Raw genomic sequence first — 19,796 nt, 5'->3', positions numbered from 1 at the left:
TTCCACCAAATCAGAGGCTCAATTCTGCGCCTCGACCACCGACAAGGCCATCCAAAAAAGTCCCCTCCTCAAAGCAATCTTTGACGAAGGGGAACTTTTCTGTTCAAACTTCTGCCGGAGGGCTTTTCTCGGAAGCCCCCGACATGTAGATGCCTCACGGCAGCGATACACGCATCGGACTTCCGACCGGGTCTGGCAGACCTTTTGAACGATTCACATTCTAAACTATCCTTTCTAATTATGTTGAAAAAAATAGGTCGCCTCCCGGCGAGCTCACTTTGAAAAAAGTGTGCGATGACGCTTGAAAAAAGGCCTCGCAATGGATGCAATCCATGAGAGACGCCTCCCTCATTTTTGCCGAGCAAAGTTATCTCTTTCTCACTGACTATGCAAGATTTTCGTGGATTATTTTGTGGAAAAAGCCGGCTATTACGTATTTTTTTAATTCTAAGGAGCGAAACATTGCATTTTTTACTCTATTCTTGAATAAACTCTGCATGCATTGTCCCTTCCGTCCCACTCTCTTCCCTCTTCTCTTTCTACCTATGTCTTCTTCTCTTCCCATCGAAACCCATCCTCTCCAACCTTTTTTGCCCACCAATGCCCGCATACTTTTCTTAGGTAGTTTTCCACCGCCTAAAGCTCGTTGGTCGATGGACTTTTTCTACCCCAACTTCATCAATGATTTCTGGCGCATCATGGGACTGCTGTTCTATGCCGACCGCCTCCACTTCGTGGTCGAAGGAGAAAAGCGCTTCGACCGCGAGGCCATCATCGCGTTTTCCGAAAGGGAGGGGCTGGCCTTCTACGATACCGCGCGGCGTGTACGGCGCTTGAAGGGCAATGCCTCCGATGCCTTTCTGGAAGTGGTGGAACCTACCGATCTGACTGCCCTCCTGGCAGAGGTGCCCCACTGCCATCGCATTGTCACCACGGGCGGAAAGGCTTCCGATGTGCTCATGGCCGCCTTGGGAGTGGCCAAGTTGCCGCCCATCGGCACCTGCGTGTTCTGCCCCGCTGCCACCCACCATCTGGGGCACGACCTGGAGTTTTGGCGCATGCCCTCCTCCTCGCGTGCCTATCCCTTGGCTTTGGAGAAAAAGGCCGACTTCTATCGGAGGCTTTTCGAAGCGTGACGGGCCACGATAGCTTCCACCTTTCCTCACAAAACGTCAGAGGGCCGCACCGCGCACGAAGATTTTTGGTTCATCCGACATTTGGAGTGATGGCATTAAAAAAAGCGAAAACTGCCGAACATTTTGTATATTTGACTAACCAGCAACAAATGTACAGTTATGAACAGCAGTTTTCTATATCATGCTTGGGGATTGTATCAACACAATTGCCTGAGTGAGGAATCAAAGGTAATACAATCATCTTATATATTGAAAGTAAACGATCTCCGAAATGCTGTCCCAAGTGCGGTCATCCCCATTTGGTGAAGAATGGTTTTCGCATTCGTGACTTTATAAGCCTTCCGATCGGTGGCAAAAAGGTGATTCTGCGGATGAAAGTCCGCCGCTATAAGTGTAAGTATGAGGCTTGTGACTATGATTGCCAGGAACGGATATCCTTTGCCCCGGGCAGTCACAGTTACACTCGTCGCTTTGCAAGATATGTGGTCGATCTATTAAAGGAGATGACACTCAAAGATGCAACCCATCTCTTGGGTGTGTCGTGGGACACAATCAAGGCGATTCACACTCATCATCTTGAATATCATTATGCTCCGCCCTGCATTAAGGGAGTCGAGAGCATAGGCATAGACGACTTTGCCGTCCGAAAAGGACATGTGTACAAAACCATCGTGGTTGATCTCAAGAGCGGTGGGATTCTCTATGTGGGTCAAGGAAAGGCAGCCGATGCTTTGGCCGGATTTTGGAAAAGAATCAGAAGGAAGAAGCTCGACATCAAGTATATCGCCACCGATCTCTCGGCAGCTTTTATCTCCTCTGTACTTGAAAACTGCCCGAACGCCGTGCATGTCTTCGACCATTTTCATGTGGTCAAACTCATGAATGAGAAGTTGGACGATATACGCAGGGCGCAATATAAGATGGAAAAGGACATCAACAAGCGCAAAGTGTTGAAAGGGACACGTTATCTGTTGCTACGCAATGGAGCGGATATCTTCGACAAGGAGTATCGAACAAGGCTTGACAATGCCTTGGATATGAACAAGCCCCTCTCACAGGCATGCTATCTCAAAGAGCAACTCAGAGAGAGATGGACACAGCCCGATAAGCAAGCAGCCGAAACGGTCATACACGATTGGGTAAAACAGGCGCGAGAGAGCAAAGTGCCGCAGCTGATGAAAATGGCCGACACGATCATGGCTTATAGAACCGGTATTCTTGCATGGTACGACTGCCCCATATCGACAGGAAAAGTAGAGGAGATAAACAACAAGATAAAGATCATGAAGAGAGTGGCTTATGGTTTTAGGGACGAAAGGTACTTTGAGTTAAGGCTATATGCGCTACACGATTGCAGCATCACTCCAAATGTCGCGGCGTACATTTCTCGTACTTTCAAGATAAAAAGATATTGAGAATTTGCCAAATTCAAAAATTATGCCTATCTTTGCACCCGAATTCAGAGCACCACGATTTGAATTCCCACATAGGTGTCGTAAAGTTCACCTTTGCTTCCCTCACTTTAGGAGAGATGGTAGAGTGGTCGATTACAGCAGTCTTGAAAACTGCCGTACCGAGAGGTACCGGGGGTTCGAATCCCTCTCTCTCCGCAGTTAGTGTCGTAACTAATAAGGTTACGGCACTTTTCTTTTATGAAGTGGCCTCGACTTGAGACACGAGCTCGCTATCCCATACTCTGAAATTTCCCGATCAGATCTAAGGCGCACACCGAGCCCGCCATGCCTTGGCTCTAGGTTAGCATACACCTTGATCTCCCTGCACTATCTTTGTACAGCAAGATTCAGATCCCAATCCCAATTCAAATTCAAATACAATGACCATTATAGAGGTGAGAGAAGCTCTCCAGAAAGAAGACCCCAATGAGCTATTTAAGCTACATCATGCTTGGGTAAGTACTCTAATTCCATTTTGGAGACAGGCGGTGATACGAATCGCAGAGCTGACCGACACACCGACAGACCGCAGGGACAAGCACTTGAGAGTCATAGAGCAATCCATGACCCTAATGTCAGCCTGGCGATTCAAGCAGATAACCTACATAAAGGCTAGACGCAGAGAGATTGACAGTGCCATTAGTTTCATCAGGAATGCAGCCTTAACGACTAAAGTCTCAAAATACGCCTTTGCACCGGTCTGTAGAAACCTAGCCGGCATCTTACGTGGAGCGTTGTATATATCCACCTTCGGCTACAGCGACGAACAGTTGCCAGAATTATTAGCTCACCACATTTATGATCTAGCCACCTGTCACACGCTCTTCCCCTTTGACACCGGTGAATTTGTATGTTTCCTCTCTGGAGAGGGATCTACCCAGACAGACAGATCCCCAGCTGAGAACTGGCACATCATGATGGATCGTGCTGGCGAAGTACTCGACATTCGCCCCCTCATTGAGGCCGTAGATCAGCAAGCAAGCCTAATATGGGACAGCTACAGCGCACCCTTTGCGTGGGGGTATGATGAAGCCGTTTGGACTCGAGAAATCCTTCCTCTCTCCAAGGAGCTACACTACATTGCCCAAAGAGCCTTTCACCAACTATAAGACGGCTTAATGGTCAAATGTACTCCTATATTAGCTCAAAAGCCTAGTGTTTATCGGTCTTGGAGCCTCTTAATATACTTCCAATTAGAGATTCTCTTTTTTCAATGGAAAGTCCACGTGGAGTCGCAACTTCATCTTTAACATCGAATTTGGTGACTCAATAGCATTATTGGTACGTGGAACTTGATCTGTTGGTATTGCTGTCTGGTAAAAGTTTTTTTGCTGTAAAAATAGCCTTACTTAGTCAATAAAACGCTGAGAGAGTGGGGCAAAGTGTTCGATACGGCGGTCGCGGAGGAAGGGCCACCAGCGGCGAACATTTTCAGAGCGTTTCAAATCAATATCGACCACTTGCACGATTTCCTCGTCTTTAGGGGCGCGATAGAGCATTTCACCTTGAGGGCCGGCAACGAAGGAACTGCCCCAAAACTGAATGCCGCGAGTCTGTCCGCTCGGATCGGGCTCGTGTCCGGTGCGATTGACTGCAATGACGGGCAGACCGTTGGCTACGGCATGGCCGCGTTGTACCGTGGTCCAGGCTTCGCGCTGGCGTTCCTGCTCTTCGGGAGTATCGCTGCTCTCGTAGCCGATGGCGGTGGGATAGATGAGGAGTTCTGCACCACGGAGCGCCATGAGTCGTGCACCTTCGGGATACCATTGGTCCCAACATACCTGCACGCCGAGTCGGCCGACGCTGGTGTCGATGGGCTGGAAATCAAGATCACCAGGGGTGAAATAGAATTTCTCATAGTAGGCCGGATCGTCAGGAATGTGCATTTTTCGGTATTTTCCGGCGATGCTTCCATCACGTTCCAGTACAACGGCTGTGTTATGATAGAGTCCTGCAGCACGGCGTTCAAAGAGAGAAGTGACGAGCACAATTTGATGTTGTGCCGCAATTTTTCCGTAGAACTCGGTGGAAGGGCCGGGAATGGGTTCGGCCAAATCGAAAAGGTGGGTGTCTTCCGTTTGGCAGAAATAGAGACTGTTGTGCAATTCTTGCAATACCACAAGTTCAGCACCCTGCTGGGCGGCTTGATCAATATGTAGAGCGATTTTTTGTTGGTTGGCTTCGACATCGGCCGTGCAAGCCAACTGGATGAGAGCAACTTTCATGAGCGTGGTGGAGGATTTAGGGGATGAAGACGCCGCGAGGATATTGCATCGTGGCGCAATGAAGCGAGCCGTGTTGGCGGATGAGTGAACGGCAGTCTATACCCACAATTTCGTGATGCGGAAAAGCGGTTTGTAGGGCACGTTGTGCTGCTTCGTCGTGGACGGGTTGAGCATAGGTGGGCATGAGCACTGCTTTGTTCATGATGAGGAAGTTGGCATAGGTGGCGGGGAGCCGCTCACCTTCTTCATCGAAAATGGGATCCGGCATAGGGACGGGAATAAGCCGATAGGGTTGTCCCGTGGCGGTGCGGAAAGCGCGGAGTTCGCTCTCCATGGCGGTGAGTGCGGCGTGGTGTTCGTCGTTTTCGTCGCGACTTTGGACGTAGACAATCGTGTTGTCAGGGCAGAGGCGGGCGAGGGTGTCGATGTGCGAGTCGGTGTCGTCGCCGGCCAAGTAGCCATGCTTCAGCCAAAGGATGCGCTCTACGCCCAAACTGTCTTGCAGGAATAATTCCACCTGCATGCGGTCTACCAATGGGATGCGGTCGCCTTCACGGCGGCGGTTGGCGTTGAGCAAACATTCCTCGGTGGTGAGAATCGTACCCATACCATCGCTTTCGATGGCGCCGCCCTCGAGCTCGAAATCGAGTGCATTGACGTAGCGGCCTTTTAGGTGGGAGGTTTCAAAAAGTTGGCGGTTGATGGCATTGTCGGCCGTCGCTTCAAATTTTCCACCCCAGCCGTTGAAACGGAAATCCATGAGTTCTGCGCCTTCCGTTCCTACGATGGTGAGGAAAGCGTGGTCGCGTGCCCAAGTGTCGTTGGTGGGGCACTGGAAGAAGGTGATGTTTTGAAAAACCTTCTCAGGGAGCTGACTTTGCAGAAAGGTTTGGAGAGCCGTGGTGTCGGGATGTACAATGAGCAACGGTTGTCGTCGAGCGATTTCAAAGGCAAGATGTACGTAGGTCGTGGTGACTTCGGGCAGCATATCCGCCCAGTCTGTATCCTTATGAGGCCAAGTGAGTTGAATGGCACTTTGGGGTGCCCACTCGGCCGGAAGCGTGCGCTTATGGCGAAATTCGGGATGCTCGGTTTTGAGTTCTTCGCGCACGGATTCGAGGTCTATTTCACCGGTCATGCCAACGCCGGCGTTGGGGAAATGATATTGTAAAGACATAAGTTTGTGCAGAATCGAAGGGAGGAAAGAAACATGAGTTATTCAACGCACAAGGTGCCATTGATTTTGAAGCCGCGCAAGAAGTCAGCGACATTCATTCGCTTTTTCCCTGCCAATTGAAGGGTGTTCAGCGATAAATAGCCGTCGGAAAGGGCAATCTTGAAAAACGTTTTGCCATCGCTCACCACAGTGCCGATAGGTTCTTGGGGCGTGCTGAACTCCTTCGCGGTAGCATAGAGTTTGAGAACGGTGTGTTTGCCTGCCTCGTCCACCAATTCCGTCCAAGCAGCAGGGTAGGGCGAGAGGCCTCGCACAAAATCATAGCAACGTTTCACTCCCCACGTCCAATTGATACGGCACGTGTCTTTGAAAATCTTGGGGGCATGACGGAGCGGTTGGTCGGTGAGGAGCTGGCTTTGTGGGATGGGGGTGATGTTGTCGTTGAGGATGCTATCTATCGTCTCAACCACCAATTTACCCCCCAAAATCATCAGTTTGTTGTGTACATCCTCCACGTTGTCGGTGTCGAGGATGGGTACGGGCACACGCTGAATCACCAGTCCGGTATCGATGTCGTGATCGAGGAAGAAGGTGGTGATTCCGGTTTCGGTGTCGCCGTTGATAATGGCCCAATTGATGGGTGCCGCCCCTCTGTACTGCGGGAGCAGGGCGGCATGGAGGTTGAATGTGCCTAAGCGCGGCATGTTCCATACCACTTCAGGAAGCATCCGGAAGGCCACGACAACTTGCAAGTCGGCATTGAGGGCGCTTAACTGCTCTATGAAAGAGGGGTCCTTGAGGCGTTCGGGTTGAAGCACAGGAATGCCCTGCTCAATGGCATATTGCTTGACGGGACTTTGCGAGAGTTCCGTTTGATGTCGTCCGATGGGCTTGTCTGGCATAGTGATAGCAGCTACCACATTATATCCTCCCTCGACCAAGGCGCGTAGGCTTTCTACGGCGAAGTCGGGGGTGCCCATAAACACGATTCTGAGATTTTGTTTGGTCATATAGTATAATTTCCTCGCGAAGATACGTCTTTTTCGCGAAAAAAGCGCTATCTTTGCCCCGCTAAATGTAGACACGTTGCTCATCTCCCTTTGGGAGAGGAGTGTTTTGTGCGAAGAAAGCCGCCGTTTTATCACGCAATAATAAATAGTAATACATATAATCTCAACATCAACATGAACATTACTCTCGAACAGTCTGGTGTTACAGCCCTCGTTACCGTAAAGATGGAGAAGGCTGACTATCAGGATGCAGTGAAGAAAGAACTCAAGAATATCTCAGCAAAGGCTGAAATGCCAGGTTTTCGTCCCGGAAAAGTACCCGCATCGCTCATTCAAAAGCGTTTCGGCGTGCAGGTGAAAGCCGACAAGGTGAACCAAATCCTGGGTGAAAAATTGATGAACTATGTTCAAGAAAATAAGCTGAATATCCTCGGCGAACCCATGATGTCTGAAAAGCAACAGCCCCAAGACATTGAAAATGCAGACGATTTCGAATTCGTCTTTGACATTGCTTTGGCACCTGAATTCAAAATTGAACTCACTGCGAAAGACAAGGTGGATTACTACGACATCGAGGTAAATGATGAACTCGTTGACAACCAAATCAAGAACTTTGCCCAACAAGCCGGTCACCCTGAAAATGTAGAGGTATATGCCGATAAGGATATCCTCCGTGGTGTTTTGGCCGAACAAGATGCCGATGGTAATGTGTTGGAAGGCGGTATCAACATCGAGAAAGCAAGCCTTATGCCCGCTTACTTCAAGAGCGAGGATCAAAAGAAAATCTTCGATGGCGCAAAAGTCAATGACGTTATCAGTTTCAATCCTGCCGAAGCACACAGCGAAAACGAACTCGCTGCTCTGCTCAAAGTGAGCAAGGAAGAAGCACCTAACCACAAAGGTAACTTCACCTTCCAAGTTGAAGAAATCAGCCGCTTTGTGCCTGCTGCCATCGATCAAGAACTTTTCGACCGCGTCTTTGAAGAAGGTACGGTGAAGAGTGAAGAAGAATTCCGCAACAAGGTGAAGGAAATGCAAGCCGAGCAGTTTGTAGCTGACAGCGACTACAAGTTCCTTCTCGATGTGCGCAAGTATGCCGAAGAGAAAGTGGGCAACCTCGAATTTCCCCTCGAACTCCTCAAGAAGTTTATGAAGGAGCAAAACAAGGAAAAGGGTGAAGACTATGTTGAGAAGAACTTCGAAAAGAGCATTGAAGAACTTAAGTGGCACCTGATTAAGGAGCAACTGGTTGCGGCTCGTGAAATAAAAGTCAACGATGCTGACGTGAAAGAACAGGCCGTGAAAGCTGCTCGCTTCCAATTCATGCAATATGGTATGAACAACGTGCCCGAAGAGTATCTCGAACAGTATGCCGGCGAAATGCTCAAGAACCGTGACCAAGTGAACGGTCTTGTGGAACGTTGCATTGACGAAAAGCTCGCACAATCTCTCAAGACCGTTGTCACTCTCAACCACAAGAGCGTGAGCGTCGAAGACTTCCAAAAGCTCTTCAACAACTAATCGAGCTGAAGGCCATCCTCAACTCTCTGACCAAGGGGCGAATGGGAAAACGTTCTTCCCATTCGCCCCTCATTTTCGTCTGAACTTCTACCCCTCAAAAAAAACACAAACCCACAACATGACACAAGATTTCCGCAAATTTGCCACCTCAAAGATGGGCATCAACTCCCTCGTGCTGGACGATGTCGTGGCGGCGCAAAACCAATACCTCAACCCATACATCCTCGAAGAGCGACAGCTCAACGTCACCCAGATGGACGTGTTCAGCCGCCTCATGATGGACCGCATCATCTTCCTCGGCACGCAGATTGATGACTACACCGCCAACACTCTCCAAGCCCAGCTCCTCTACCTCGACAGCACCGACCCCGGCAAGGACATCTCCATCTACGTCAACAGTCCCGGAGGCAGCGTCTACGCCGGCCTCGGCATCTACGACACCATGCAGTTCATCCAGAGCGACGTTGCCACCATCTGCACAGGCATGGCCGCCTCAATGGCCGCCGTCCTCCTCGTCGCCGGCAAGGAAGGCAAACGTTCGGCCCTCCCCCACAGCCGCGTCATGATCCACCAGCCCCTCGGCGGTGCACAAGGCCAGGCTTCCGACATCGAAATCACGGCCCGTGAAATTATGAAGCTCAAAAAAGAACTCTACACCATCATCGCCGATCACAGCCATACCACCTTCGACAAAGTTTGGGCCGACAGCGACCGCGACTACTGGATGACGGCAGAAGAAGCCCGTGAATATGGCATGATCGACCGCGTTCTGAACCGCAAATAACCTCTCCCCTATATGGCAAAACGAACACACCACGAAGACCACTGCTCCTTCTGCGGACGCGGATCGAGCGACGTGGGGATGCTCATCGCCGGCGTTGACGGCTTCATTTGCAACGACTGCGCCGAACAGGCCAAACGCATTGCCGACGAAACACTCGCCCAAGCCCGACCCGCAGCCGTCGAAGACTTCGGCCCCCTCCCCACCCCTAAAGAAATCAAAGAATACCTCGACCAATACATCATCGGGCAGGACGCCGCCAAGCGCTACCTCTCCGTAGCCGTCTACAACCACTACAAGCGTATCCGAAGCCTCGGCACCGCCGAAGACGACAGCGTCGAAATCGAGAAGAGCAACATCGTCATGGTAGGCTCCACCGGCACCGGAAAGACTCTCCTCGCCCGCACCATCGCCAAGCTCCTCAAAGTCCCCTTCACCATCGTCGACGCCACCGTCTTCACCGAAGCCGGCTACGTGGGCGAAGACGTTGAGAGCATCCTCTCCCGACTCCTCCAGGTGGCCGACTTCGATGTCGCCAAAGCCGAGCGAGGCATCGTCTTCATCGACGAAATCGACAAAATCGCCCGCAAGAGCGACAACCCCTCCATCACCCGCGACGTCAGCGGAGAAGGTGTGCAGCAGGGTATGCTCAAACTCCTCGAAGGCAGCATCGTCAACGTCCCCCCCAAGGGCGGACGCAAGCACCCCGACCAAGACTACATCCACGTCGATACCCACAACATCCTCTTCATCTGCGGCGGCGCCTTCGACGGTATCGAAAAGAAAATCGCACAACGTCTCAACACCCACACCGTAGGCTACAACTCCGTGCAGAACCTCCAGAAAATCGACACCGCCGACCTCATGCAGTACGTCGAGCCCCAAGACCTCAAGTCTTTCGGTCTCATCCCCGAGATTATCGGCCGTCTGCCTGTCCTCACCTACCTCAAACCTCTCGACCGCACCGCCCTGCGCAGTATCCTCACTGAACCCAAAAACTCCATCGTCAAGCAATACATCAAACTCTTCGCCCTCGACGGCGTCAAGCTTACCTTCGCCCCCGAAGTGCTCGACTACATCGTCGACCAGGCCGTCGACTACAAGCTCGGTGCCCGCGGCCTCCGCTCCATTGTCGAAACCATCATGATGGACGCTATGTTCGAAGCCCCCTCCTCCGGACAAAAGGAGCTCACCATCACCCTCGACTATGCCCGATCCCAGTTTGAAAAGACCAACCGCCCTCCGATGAACCACGACTAACCTCCGCATTTTCCTTTTCATCCCTTTCTTCCTCCGCCCTCTCCCCATCAGGACTAGGGCGGAGTTTTTTTATATTTCCTCGATGAGGGGGAATATTGAGGCGCTTCACCACCTCGGAGAAGCCGATATTCGCCCCCCCCCTTCGGAGAAACTCCCCTGTGGCATTGGGATTTCGTAGGTTCATCACCGCTGCGCGTCTCCTCGCCTACAGCTATTGTGAGAAGCCCCCTTCGGGGACTCACCGTCCCACCATCACACACTACACACCACGCTTCAACACGCTCAGGGATAGCGATACTCGGTTGCCGGCCATGCGAATATGCTGCTTTGCGTCTCCCTCGTTGGGGGTGCAGAGGCTGAGATATCGGTTGTCGGTCATGCAAATATGTAACCTTGCGTCTCCGAAGGGGGCGAATATTCGATCGCTCGATGTGGTGAAGCACCCCATATTCTAGCTTCTTGAGAATTCACCTCCACTCGTGACGTGTTCCCACTGCACTTCTATCTTGAAAGTACACTCTGTAGAACGTACTTTATCGCGCAATTCACCGTCAATGGCGGTCAATCATTTCCTTTTGTCAGAAATAATTGCTACCTTTGCGGCCATTGAACATGAACATCAAAAGAGAACTTTATGATGAAAAGTAAAGAAGAAATTTGCGGCAATTGGCTGCAACGCTATACCAAACTGCCGCTTGAGGAGTTTGGCGACTTGATTTTGCTCACCAACTTCAATAACTACGTTGATATGTTTTGCGAGCAGATGAAGGTGAAGGCTGTGGGGTTCGATGCTAACATGCGCGCCGCAACGGCCGAGGGCATCACGATGATAAACTTTGGAATGGGATCGCCCAACGCGGCACTCATCATGGACCTCCTTTCGAGTGTGAAACCTCGCGCCGTCCTCTTTCTGGGTAAGACGGGGGGGATTTCCAACAAGACGCAGTTGGGTGACTACATCTTGCCGCTCGCTGGTATTCGCGGCGAGGGGACGTCCAACGACTACTTCCCGCCCGAGGTACCAGCCCTACCAGCCTTCATGCTACAACGTGCCATTTCCACAGCCTTGCGCGATGCCTCGCTCGACTACTGGACCGGCACTGTCTACACGACCAACCGACGGGTTTGGGAGCACGACGAGCAGTTTAAGGAATATCTTCGTACCACTCGCGCCATGGCGGTCGATATGGAGACGGCCACACTCTTTTCCTGCGGTTTCTACAACCATATTCCTACGGGGGCGCTCCTCCTCGTGAGCGACAATCCGATGACGCCCGAGGGGGTGAAGACGGAGAAGTCGGACCACCACGTGACGCAGAATTTTGCCGCCACCCATGTGCGCATCGGTATCGAAGCGCTGCGCCTCTTGCAGGGTGACCGAAAGACGGTGCGCCACCTTAAATTTGACTGGTAAGATTCACCTTATCTTATGGCAAAGAAAACGACATCGGGCATCACCCACGAGACCATCGTGCGTGATGTCCGTGCTGGAAAGATAGCTCCCGTCTACTATTTGATGGGTGAAGAGAGCTACTACATCGACCGAGTGAGCGAATTTATCGTCTCCTCGTTGCTCAAACCCGAAGAGCGCGACTTCAATCTCATCACTTTCTTTGAGGGTGACCAAGAGCGCGTCAAGGGGGAGACGATGCGCGCCATCGACTTTGAGACCGTGGTGCAGGCGGCCATGGGCTTCCCGATGGGGGCAGAACGTTTGGTTGTCCTCGTCAAGGAGGCACAGAACATGAAGCACATCGAAGTGCTCGAAACCTATCTCAAGCAGCCGCAACTTTCGACAGTGCTCATTGTCTGCCACAAGCACGGTGTGCTGGATCGGCGCAAGGTGGTGGTGAAACTGCTGGAAAAGGTGGGCGTTCTCTTTGAGAGTGCCAAATTCGGTGACTACCAGATGCCGGCGTGGATCAATGCTTATCTGCAACGCAAGCAAGTGAGCATCGAACCGGCTGCCGCCGAGATGCTGGCCGAGTTCGTCGGTGCTGACCTCAATCGTATGGCCAGTGAACTGGACAAACTTATCATTTCTCTTCCTCAAACTGAACGGGTAGTGAAGACTGATCTTGTGGCACAGCATATCGGTGTGAGCAAGGAATTCAATATCTTCGAACTGATGGACGCCTTGGGGCGTAAGGACGTGAAAAGGGTGCATCAAATCGCGAACTACTTTGACAGCAATCAAAAGCAAAACCCCATCCAAAAGACGCTTCCTGCACTTTTCCGCTATTTTTCCAATCTGATGTTGGCTTATTATGCGCCAGACAAGTCACCGCGCGGCATCGCTTCTTGGTTGGATATTCAGGAATGGCAGGCCAAACGAAACGTCTTGCCGGCCATGCAACTCTACACTGGTAGGAAGGTAATGTCCATTATTGAGCAAATCCGAAGAACAGATGCTCGCAGTAAAGGTGTGGGAAATCCTTTTATCTCTTCAGGTGAACTGATGAAAGAACTGTTTTTCTTTATTTTGCATTAGTCTCTTTTTCCTGCATTTCTTCATACGTGGAAGGAAAGGAAGACATCTTGCAACATAGGTTTGCGCTTCCCCTCTCCCGCCTCATCTGTCAGTTCTGCACACAATGCTTCATACTCTCCGGGGAGTATGGGGCTTTTTTATGAGCATGCACATAGGGTGGGGGCACCAAACTCGTGATGCCGCAGCAACATCTGATGGGATGCCCATCTTGATTTTTTTTTAGCATGAGTTTTCTGTTTCTTCTTCTCCCTTTCCTTCTCATGACTTTGTGCTGAGTGCGTCTCCCGGAGCGGAAGTAGGGTAGGTGGGGAATCTGGACGCACTCTTTCTGAATGGAGAAAGTAGGTGTGAAGGGAAAATTGTAGGTTGATTTTCCTCAATACGAAGATGCATATATTGAAGGTGAAGGTATGTTGAGGTGATGAATTGAACCTGAAGAGGGGTCGAAACAAAATCTCCTTTTCTTTTCCATTCTCTGTGTCGAAGCATTCGCCTCGAGGGAAAACTCCTACTTTTCTGGTGAGCTTACCTTCATTTTCTCTTCTCCTCTCTTTCTTTTTGTCGAACTTATGGCTGTAAAAAACTAAATTTCCTCCTTTTTGCTCCTTTTTAGCTCTATTCTCGAGGGAAATCTGTCTGATTTCTTTCCATTTCTCCCTTTTCTTTAAGACAAAAATGGCATTCTCCCATTTTTTAGAAGCTTTCCTCTGTTCTTGATTTCCTGCTCCTAATTCCTGTTCTACAGAGGGTTAGGTGATATTTTACGTCTGGAGAAGATCAAGCAAATCCTTTTCCTGTCTCTTTGTTGGGTGAGCGCTGCAAAGTGCTTAAAAAGGGCATTTACCTATTTCTTTACTTTTGCATTAGCAAATGTTTGGCTTTGGTTTTCTAAAGTTTTGATTTGTGGATTTGTGAAATTTGATCCGTTTGATTTTTCATTTCTGTATTATAGAGTCTTGGGAGTTGGGAATATGATAATGTGGATTTTGAGGTTGAAATTTTGATTTGTGTAAGTTTGCATATGTGTATTATTGCTTATACCTCTTTTGTGTTATCTATTATCTTGTTGAAATTCAGGTGTTTTGGCTGATTTGTGCTTGCCGAGATGCTTTTGAAAAGCGTTGTATCCTGACAAATTCTATGGTTTGCTCAGTTTTTTACTCAGTTCTATACTTTAAACACTTCAAAACCAATAGTTTCTTCTATTTTGCTCGATCTTTTCAGGTAATCCCTTCTATTACCTATATCAAGATTTAGAAATGTAAATGTGTATTTGTGTTGTGGGGTGTTCTGTAATGTGGATTTTTGGTTTGTGTTTTTGAAGTTGCTTAGTTTTGATTTGTGCTGTGGTTTTGTCGCTTAAATCAAAAAAACTTTTTATCTTTGTAGATGCTTAGAAAGAGCTCCCTTTGGAGTGGGGGTCGCCATGCTGCTGCATTTGAAGCTATCTGCTTTCTAATTCCGATGATGTCAGAGGTTCAAACTAAGCTGTGAAATTTCGGAAGATTTTCATCGACTGCCTTCGCAACTTTGTAGGAGTTGACTCTATGAAAGTCAAATGCGACGAGGCGAATATGTTGTTGTTTTATACAATTCTGCATTTTCCCTTTGGATTATTTCTTGGGCTCTTCCGGAGATGAATTCCATTCTGCTCTTTTGCGCTTCGTGCTTCGCCAATTTGAAACCATCGCTTTTATATGAGTGCCCCATTCCTTACTTTCAACTTTTGGTTTTCTCTTGAGTTTTCATCTATTCCTGAATTTATAATTCGTAACTCAGTTTAATCACATTATAAGACACATGTTAGAACGACTTCAACAAATCAGAGATTACTATAATCTTCCTCAACAGCTCTTTGCTCAGAAATTGGAATTGTCCCCTTCAACCATTTCGAGTATATTCACAGGGCGCACCAAGCCTGGGAATAATTTGGTACAAGCCATCCATCGTGCATTTCCGGAAATCAATATTGTCTGGTTGATGTTTGGAGAAGGGGAAATGATGCTTGAAGATACAGAGAAATTCTCGACTAATGCAAATACGGATATTGAGCAAAATCAAATATCGCCGTCCTTCCCTAACTTTGTGGAAGGGGGCAACGCCACATCTTCGCCAGATACTCCTTCCCTCTTTCCTGATGCAGCAATGGGGGGGCGGGAAAGCTTGGCAGGGAGAGGAATGGCAAAATCAACGGCTCTGTCGTCGGAAATGCAGTTGGCGATGCTTTCCCAGTTGGCCAATGCGAAGCAACTTGACAAGCCTCAGCGAAAAATAAAAGAAATTCGCGTGTTTTACGATGATGGAACCTTTGAGGCGTTCGCTCCATTGACCAAATAGCAATCAGGGGGTGGCATGCCGCCGGGGTATGTCTTTCATCCTAAAAACAAAACCCCATTCGTTCTTTGTACGGAAGAGCGAATGGGGAACGCGGTTTTGTGCTGGAGTGCTTCTCAAAAGGGAGATGAAGCGTAAGCAGAATAAGAAAGTGAAGTGAAAGGGCGAGATTACACCCTATTACGTAGCTCCCAGAAAGCGACAGCAGCCGCAGCTGCCACGTTGAGAGAATCGACTTGATGGGCCATAGGGATGCGCACCACGAGGTCGGCCTCGGAAATCGTTTCGGGCGAGAGGCCGTCGCCCTCTGTGCCCATGATGAGGGCAAGACGTGGAATTTGTGGGAGGAGCGGATTACCCAGAGGGATGGAAGCGTCAGTGAGTGCCATGGCGGCCGTGGTGAAACCATAGTCGCGCAGTCGGGTGAGCGGCGGGGTTATCCATGTCCAGGGGACGAGAAACGTAGAACCCATAGAGACGCGGATAGAGCGCCGATTGAGAGGATCGCAGGAGTCCGGGGTGAGCAGCACGGCATCGACGCCCAATGCTGCCGCGGAACGGAAAATCGCACCGATATTGGTCGTATCGACCACGCCGTCAATCACCACAACGCGCCGGGCATCGCGAAGCACGTCGTCAAGGCAGGGTGGAGTGGGGCGGCGCATGGCACAGAGCACCCCACGTGTGAGGGTATAGCCCGTGAGGCTGGCCAAAAGTTCGCGTTCTCCGGTGTAGACAGGGAGGTCACCGCAACGTGCAATGATGGAAGCAGCATCGCCGGTGATGTGCCGCTCTTCGCAGAGGAGGGCTATCGGGGTGTGGCCTGCTTCGAGCGCCACGTGTATGACCTTCGGGCTTTCGGCGATGAAAATCCCTTGAGATGGGTCGATCCGATTGCGTAGTTGGGCCTCGGTGAGCGAGGTGAACATTTCTACACCGGGATGATGGAGGGAGGAAATGGGGATAATGGACATAAGTAGGTGTTCAAGATTAATTGTAGCTATCTTAGTCGTAGGATGTTCTCTACTTTGATACCATCTTTGTTTCTCTTTTTTGCTATCTCGCCTTTGTTCATCAATCGTGTAACCCGCTACACTCCTTCTTCGCAAAGACGAGCTGACGAAAAATGAAACAAATCTAGTATCAACATTCTGAACACCTACTTAGAAGAAATAGAAATGCAGACGAAAGGCCGGCCATAAGGCGACCTTTCGTCTGTCTATTCTTGGATGGGAGCACGAGGTAATAGTTGTGACACTTGGGGTGACCCAAAAGTACAACCCCATAGCCGTCCTACGTAGGCACTACTTACCTTTGTGCCGATTGGCGCGGCGTTGGCGGATTTCGGCCTTTTTCTTGGCAGCGCCGGAGCCGTGCTGGCCCGTGATGTAGGTTTTCTTCTTGGCTTTGGTTTTCACTTTTACCTCGGTGGGCTTGCGGAGTTTAGCCCCCTTGAAAGTGATGCCCACGGTCATGGCCGTAGTGATTTCTTCGTCGCTGACGTTGCGTGATATTGCCATAAGTAGGTGTTCAAAATTAATCGTAATTATCTTAGTTGTAGGATGTTCTTTACTTTGATACCCTTTGCTCTCCTTTTCCGCCATCTCCCCTTTTTCATCAGTCGTGTAGCTCGCTACACTCCTTCTTCACAAAGACGACCTGACGAAAAATGGAAACAAATCTAGTATCAATTAATTTTGAACACCTACTTATAAAATGTGTATTAGTGGTGGAAGAGGCGGATGCCGGTGAAGGCCATCGCGATGCCATACTTGTTACAAGTGGCGATGACATGGTCGTCGCGCACGGAACCACCGGCTTGTGCCACATACTGCACACCGCTGCGGTGGGCGCGCTCGATGTTGTCGCCAAAGGGGAAGAAAGCATCCGAGCCCAAAGCCACATTGGTGTTTTGGGCGAGCCACGCACGCTTCTCCTCGGCAGTGAGCGGTGCAGGCTGTTCGGTGAACAACTGTTGCCAAGCGCCATCGGCCAAGACGTCGTTGTCATCGTCGGAGATGTAGAGGTCGATGGTGTTGTCGCGGTCGGCGCGGCGAATGCCCGGCACGAAGGGGAGGCCCATCACCTTCGGGTGCTGGCGCAGCCACCAGATGTCGGCTTTCTGACCGGCCAATCGTGTGCAATGGATGCGGCTCTGCTGCCCGGCGCCGATGCCGATGGCCTGGCCGTCCTTGGCATAGCACACGGAGTTGGACTGCGTGTATTTGAGTGTGATGAGAGCGATGCGCAGGTCGCGGCGGGCTTCGAGGGGGAAGTCCTTGTTGTCCGTGGGGATGTTGTCGAAGAGGTGGTTGGTGGTAAGATCAATCTCGTTGCGACCCTGTTCGAAGGTGACGCCAAACACCTGCTTGCGCTCGAGCGGAGCGGGGCGATAGGCGGTATCGACCTTCAAGACGTTGTAAGTACCTTTGCGCTTTTCGCGGAGGATGGTGAGGGCTTCGGAGGTGAAATCAGGGGCAATGACGCCGTCGCTCACCTCGCGCTTGATGAGCAAGGCGGTGGCTTCATCGCACGTGTCGGAGAGGGCAATAAAGTCACCATAGCTCGACATGCGGTCGGCACCACGGGCACGGGCATAGGCCGTGGCGATGGGCGAAAGGGGCAGGGCGAGGTCGTCGCAGAAATAGATGCGGCGCAGGGTGTCGCTCATGGGCAACCCCACGGCAGCACCAGCGGGCGAGACGTGCTTAAAGGAAGCCGCTGCGGGCAGACCGGTGGCCGCTTTGAGCTCGCTCACAAGCTGCCAGCCGTTGAGAGCATCGAGGAAGTTGATGTAACCGGGACGTCCGGAGAGCACCTCGATGGGGAGGGCGCTGCCGTTGTCCATGTAGATGCGGGAAGGCGTTTGGTTGGGGTTGCAACCATACTTCAAAGCCAATTCGTTCATAAAAAGCGCAAGATTTGATGGTGGATGAAATTCGCTCGCAAAGGTAGCAAGATATGGGCAGTTTGCCAAAGAAGTTCCCCCTTTTTCGTGGCGGTCTCGTTTTTTATTGCTACTTTTGCGACATGTACCACACACTCTTCCCCGATTTTTTCTCCTTCGACGATGGGCGTAGCCAAGAGCAGGCGCTTCGCTTGAACGAAGCCTTGCAGCAGGTCGAACTGGCCCTGCTCGACACCCACGCCGAACGCCGTGCGGTGTTGCGCAGGCTCGCGGCCCTTGGAGTAACCAACGCTTGGCAGCTGCTCCAGCTCCAGCACGAGGAAGTGGCCGAATGGCCCGGCGTAGGCCCGGCCTTTCTGAGCGTGCTCGACGAGATGCGCGAGGAGGTGCATCGTGCGCCGGAACAACTGGTCGACACCTGGCGTAGAGAGTGGGCCACGCTCACCTTTCCCGACGACATGGAGGAGGAAACTCACATCGCGCTTTCCGACGCCGACTCGGCCGAGGAAGTGCCGGAGAAAAAGTCCACCGACACGGAGCACGAATGCCTGAGCGCCGAAGCCTGCGAGGTGGAGCGCACGCTGGCCGCCTTGCTGCACACGCTCCTGCATCGCCGACCCGTCGGCGCGGGCGTGTTGCGGCGCTACTTCCTCGAAGGACTGCCCGTGAGCACCATCGTGCGGGTCGAAGGGCTCGCTTCGCGCGCCGCCGTCCACCGTGTGGTCGACCGCCAATGTCTGCGCCCTCTCCTCTCGGGTGAGGCGCTCCACGGATTGCAGCTGAGTGCTGCCTTTCTTGCAAAGTTGGAGCAGCTGCGCGGCCGACTGATGTTTTGTCCCTCCACCGTGCTGGAGCGCCTGCACACCATGCTCCCCGAGCGCTTCCTGCGCTTCCTCCATCTCACGCTGCTGTGCCGCACGACCGCTGAGACCCAGTGGGGGGGCGACCTCATCGTCCCCCGCCACGCCGTGTTGCGGGCTCGCCGCCTGCTTCGCCACACCATGCAGCAACTCCAGTGGCAGCCCGACTTCGTGAAGGGCACTCACCTCGCCGCACAACTCCATTCCTCCGATGCCTCCTGGCTCCAGCCTCTCCTGCACCGGCATCCTTGGGTGGAGCGGAATGCCGAGGGCTACCGCCTGCGCAGCGAGCAGTTGCAGTATGATGTCTGCCGCACCGCCCGCATCCTCTGTGATGCCGCGGGCGTTCCCTGTTCGCTCCAGGAGGTGAGATTTGCCTACGAGTGTCGCTACCTGGAGCGCCCCAAGCGCCTGTCGTTGTCCGGAGTGCAGGCTCGATTTCCACAGATTTCGACGGAAGACGACCGACTTTGGCAGTGGAAAAATACTTCCGATGCGCCATAAGTTGATGGCGAAATACACATACATTCGGGCGTCGAGAAACAGCCTGAAAAAGCCCCCAAAAGCCAGCCTTCTCGCAGTGGAAGGCTGGCTTTTTTTCATGCGATATCTTCGGCTGATGCCCGAAAAGTCCCTTGT

General features: G+C 51.4%; 16 protein-coding genes and 1 tRNA gene. 11 read left to right on the top strand and 6 right to left on the bottom strand.

All coding sequences use genetic code 11. From position 1 onward, the window contains the following. Positions 1-545 precede the first annotated feature (545 nt). From H8527_RS06445 to H8527_RS06430, 4 genes are all read left to right on the top strand, one after another. Positions 546-1,136 (top strand): uracil-DNA glycosylase family protein, encoded by a 591-nt coding sequence (locus H8527_RS06445; RefSeq protein ID WP_187546631.1) that lies wholly within the window; start codon positions 546-548, stop codon positions 1,134-1,136. Between the two features lie 302 nt (positions 1,137-1,438). Then, positions 1,439-2,551: an ISL3 family transposase gene (locus tag H8527_RS06440; protein ID WP_370539232.1), complete on the top strand. Its 1,113-nt coding sequence runs from the start codon at positions 1,439-1,441 to the stop codon at positions 2,549-2,551. Between the two features lie 110 nt (positions 2,552-2,661). Further along, positions 2,662-2,746, top strand: a tRNA-Ser gene (locus H8527_RS06435). A 224-nt stretch (positions 2,747-2,970) separates the two neighbouring features. Continuing rightward, the gene (locus tag H8527_RS06430; RefSeq protein WP_187546629.1) at positions 2,971-3,699 is read left to right on the top strand and encodes a hypothetical protein; all 729 of its coding nucleotides are present in this window, start codon (positions 2,971-2,973) and stop codon (positions 3,697-3,699) included. A 240-nt stretch (positions 3,700-3,939) separates the two neighbouring features. Here the strand turns inward: H8527_RS06430 and H8527_RS06425 are convergent, their stop codons facing one another. The 3 genes from H8527_RS06425 to fmt are packed head-to-tail and all read right to left on the bottom strand — an operon-like array spanning position 3,940 to position 7,002. Further along, complete coding sequence (locus H8527_RS06425; protein ID WP_187546627.1) at positions 3,940-4,815, bottom strand: carbon-nitrogen hydrolase; 876 nt, start codon at positions 4,813-4,815, stop codon at positions 3,940-3,942. A 16-nt stretch (positions 4,816-4,831) separates the two neighbouring features. Further along, a complete protein-coding gene (locus H8527_RS06420) occupies positions 4,832-5,992 on the bottom strand; it encodes an agmatine deiminase family protein (RefSeq protein ID WP_187546625.1) in 1,161 nt (386 codons plus the stop codon). A gap of 38 nt (positions 5,993-6,030) precedes the next feature. Next, complete coding sequence (gene fmt, locus H8527_RS06415) at positions 6,031-7,002, bottom strand: methionyl-tRNA formyltransferase (protein ID WP_187546623.1); 972 nt, start codon at positions 7,000-7,002, stop codon at positions 6,031-6,033. 174 nt (positions 7,003-7,176) lie between these two features. Between fmt and tig the strand changes: the two genes are divergently transcribed. The 6 genes from tig (at position 7,177) to H8527_RS06385 (ending at position 15,392) form a co-directional block, all read left to right on the top strand. Beyond that, complete coding sequence (gene tig, locus H8527_RS06410) at positions 7,177-8,523, top strand: trigger factor (RefSeq protein WP_187546622.1); 1,347 nt, start codon at positions 7,177-7,179, stop codon at positions 8,521-8,523. Positions 8,524-8,641: 118 nt separating this feature from the next. After that, positions 8,642-9,307 (top strand): ATP-dependent Clp endopeptidase proteolytic subunit ClpP, encoded by a 666-nt coding sequence (gene clpP / locus H8527_RS06405; protein WP_187546620.1) that lies wholly within the window; start codon positions 8,642-8,644, stop codon positions 9,305-9,307. Positions 9,308-9,319: 12 nt separating this feature from the next. Further along, entirely contained in the window at positions 9,320-10,564 is a 1,245-nt protein-coding gene (gene clpX / locus H8527_RS06400; RefSeq protein ID WP_187546618.1) for an ATP-dependent Clp protease ATP-binding subunit ClpX, read from the top strand. A 637-nt stretch (positions 10,565-11,201) separates the two neighbouring features. Continuing rightward, the gene (locus tag H8527_RS06395) at positions 11,202-11,978 is read left to right on the top strand and encodes an AMP nucleosidase (protein WP_187546661.1); all 777 of its coding nucleotides are present in this window, start codon (positions 11,202-11,204) and stop codon (positions 11,976-11,978) included. A gap of 15 nt (positions 11,979-11,993) precedes the next feature. Next, positions 11,994-13,055, top strand: coding sequence for a DNA polymerase III subunit delta (gene holA, locus H8527_RS06390; protein WP_187546616.1), 1,062 nt, complete (start codon positions 11,994-11,996; stop codon positions 13,053-13,055). Between the two features lie 1,800 nt (positions 13,056-14,855). After that, a complete protein-coding gene (locus tag H8527_RS06385) occupies positions 14,856-15,392 on the top strand; it encodes a helix-turn-helix domain-containing protein (protein ID WP_187546615.1) in 537 nt (178 codons plus the stop codon). 167 nt (positions 15,393-15,559) lie between these two features. On the opposite strand, the gene H8527_RS06380 is transcribed toward H8527_RS06385, so the two are convergent. From H8527_RS06380 to H8527_RS06370, 3 genes are all read right to left on the bottom strand, one after another. Next, on the bottom strand, positions 15,560-16,363 hold the full coding sequence (locus H8527_RS06380) for an RNA methyltransferase (RefSeq protein WP_187546614.1): 804 nt from the start codon (positions 16,361-16,363) through the stop codon (positions 15,560-15,562). Between the two features lie 330 nt (positions 16,364-16,693). Next, positions 16,694-16,909, bottom strand: a complete 216-nt coding sequence (locus H8527_RS06375) for a hypothetical protein (RefSeq protein WP_187546613.1) — start codon at positions 16,907-16,909, stop codon at positions 16,694-16,696. A gap of 203 nt (positions 16,910-17,112) precedes the next feature. Then, positions 17,113-18,297 (bottom strand): phosphoribosylaminoimidazolecarboxamide formyltransferase, encoded by a 1,185-nt coding sequence (locus H8527_RS06370; protein WP_187546612.1) that lies wholly within the window; start codon positions 18,295-18,297, stop codon positions 17,113-17,115. Between the two features lie 122 nt (positions 18,298-18,419). Here H8527_RS06370 and H8527_RS06365 point away from each other — a divergent pair, with 122 nt between their 5' ends. Further along, positions 18,420-19,661: a hypothetical protein gene (locus tag H8527_RS06365; protein WP_187546611.1), complete on the top strand. Its 1,242-nt coding sequence runs from the start codon at positions 18,420-18,422 to the stop codon at positions 19,659-19,661. Positions 19,662-19,796: the final 135 nt, after the last annotated feature.

Source organism: Alloprevotella sp. Lung230, from assembly GCF_014385435.1.
In the GTDB taxonomy this organism is placed as follows: Bacteria; Bacteroidota; Bacteroidia; order Bacteroidales; family Bacteroidaceae; genus Alloprevotella.
Note: the sequence above shows the minus strand (reverse complement) of the source record. Positions and strands in the feature narration are given on the sequence as shown.

What these genes read in the sequence shown, in the direction of transcription:
- H8527_RS06380 (WP_187546614.1), bottom strand. Translation starts at nt 16,363, where the DNA reads ATGTCCATTATCCCCATTTCCTCCCTCCATCATCCCGGTGTAGAAATG.
- H8527_RS06445 (WP_187546631.1), top strand. Translation starts at nt 546, where the DNA reads ATGTCTTCTTCTCTTCCCATCGAAACCCATCCTCTCCAACCTTTTTTG.
- H8527_RS06430 (WP_187546629.1), top strand. Translation starts at nt 2,971, where the DNA reads ATGACCATTATAGAGGTGAGAGAAGCTCTCCAGAAAGAAGACCCCAAT.
- H8527_RS06395 (WP_187546661.1), top strand. Translation starts at nt 11,202, where the DNA reads ATGAAAAGTAAAGAAGAAATTTGCGGCAATTGGCTGCAACGCTATACC.
- tig (WP_187546622.1), top strand. Translation starts at nt 7,177, where the DNA reads ATGAACATTACTCTCGAACAGTCTGGTGTTACAGCCCTCGTTACCGTA.
- fmt (WP_187546623.1), bottom strand. Translation starts at nt 7,002, where the DNA reads ATGACCAAACAAAATCTCAGAATCGTGTTTATGGGCACCCCCGACTTC.
- H8527_RS06425 (WP_187546627.1), bottom strand. Translation starts at nt 4,815, where the DNA reads ATGAAAGTTGCTCTCATCCAGTTGGCTTGCACGGCCGATGTCGAAGCC.
- H8527_RS06365 (WP_187546611.1), top strand. Translation starts at nt 18,420, where the DNA reads ATGTACCACACACTCTTCCCCGATTTTTTCTCCTTCGACGATGGGCGT.
- H8527_RS06385 (WP_187546615.1), top strand. Translation starts at nt 14,856, where the DNA reads ATGTTAGAACGACTTCAACAAATCAGAGATTACTATAATCTTCCTCAA.
- clpX (WP_187546618.1), top strand. Translation starts at nt 9,320, where the DNA reads ATGGCAAAACGAACACACCACGAAGACCACTGCTCCTTCTGCGGACGC.
- clpP (WP_187546620.1), top strand. Translation starts at nt 8,642, where the DNA reads ATGACACAAGATTTCCGCAAATTTGCCACCTCAAAGATGGGCATCAAC.
- H8527_RS06375 (WP_187546613.1), bottom strand. Translation starts at nt 16,909, where the DNA reads ATGGCAATATCACGCAACGTCAGCGACGAAGAAATCACTACGGCCATG.
- H8527_RS06370 (WP_187546612.1), bottom strand. Translation starts at nt 18,297, where the DNA reads ATGAACGAATTGGCTTTGAAGTATGGTTGCAACCCCAACCAAACGCCT.
- H8527_RS06420 (WP_187546625.1), bottom strand. Translation starts at nt 5,992, where the DNA reads ATGTCTTTACAATATCATTTCCCCAACGCCGGCGTTGGCATGACCGGT.
- holA (WP_187546616.1), top strand. Translation starts at nt 11,994, where the DNA reads ATGGCAAAGAAAACGACATCGGGCATCACCCACGAGACCATCGTGCGT.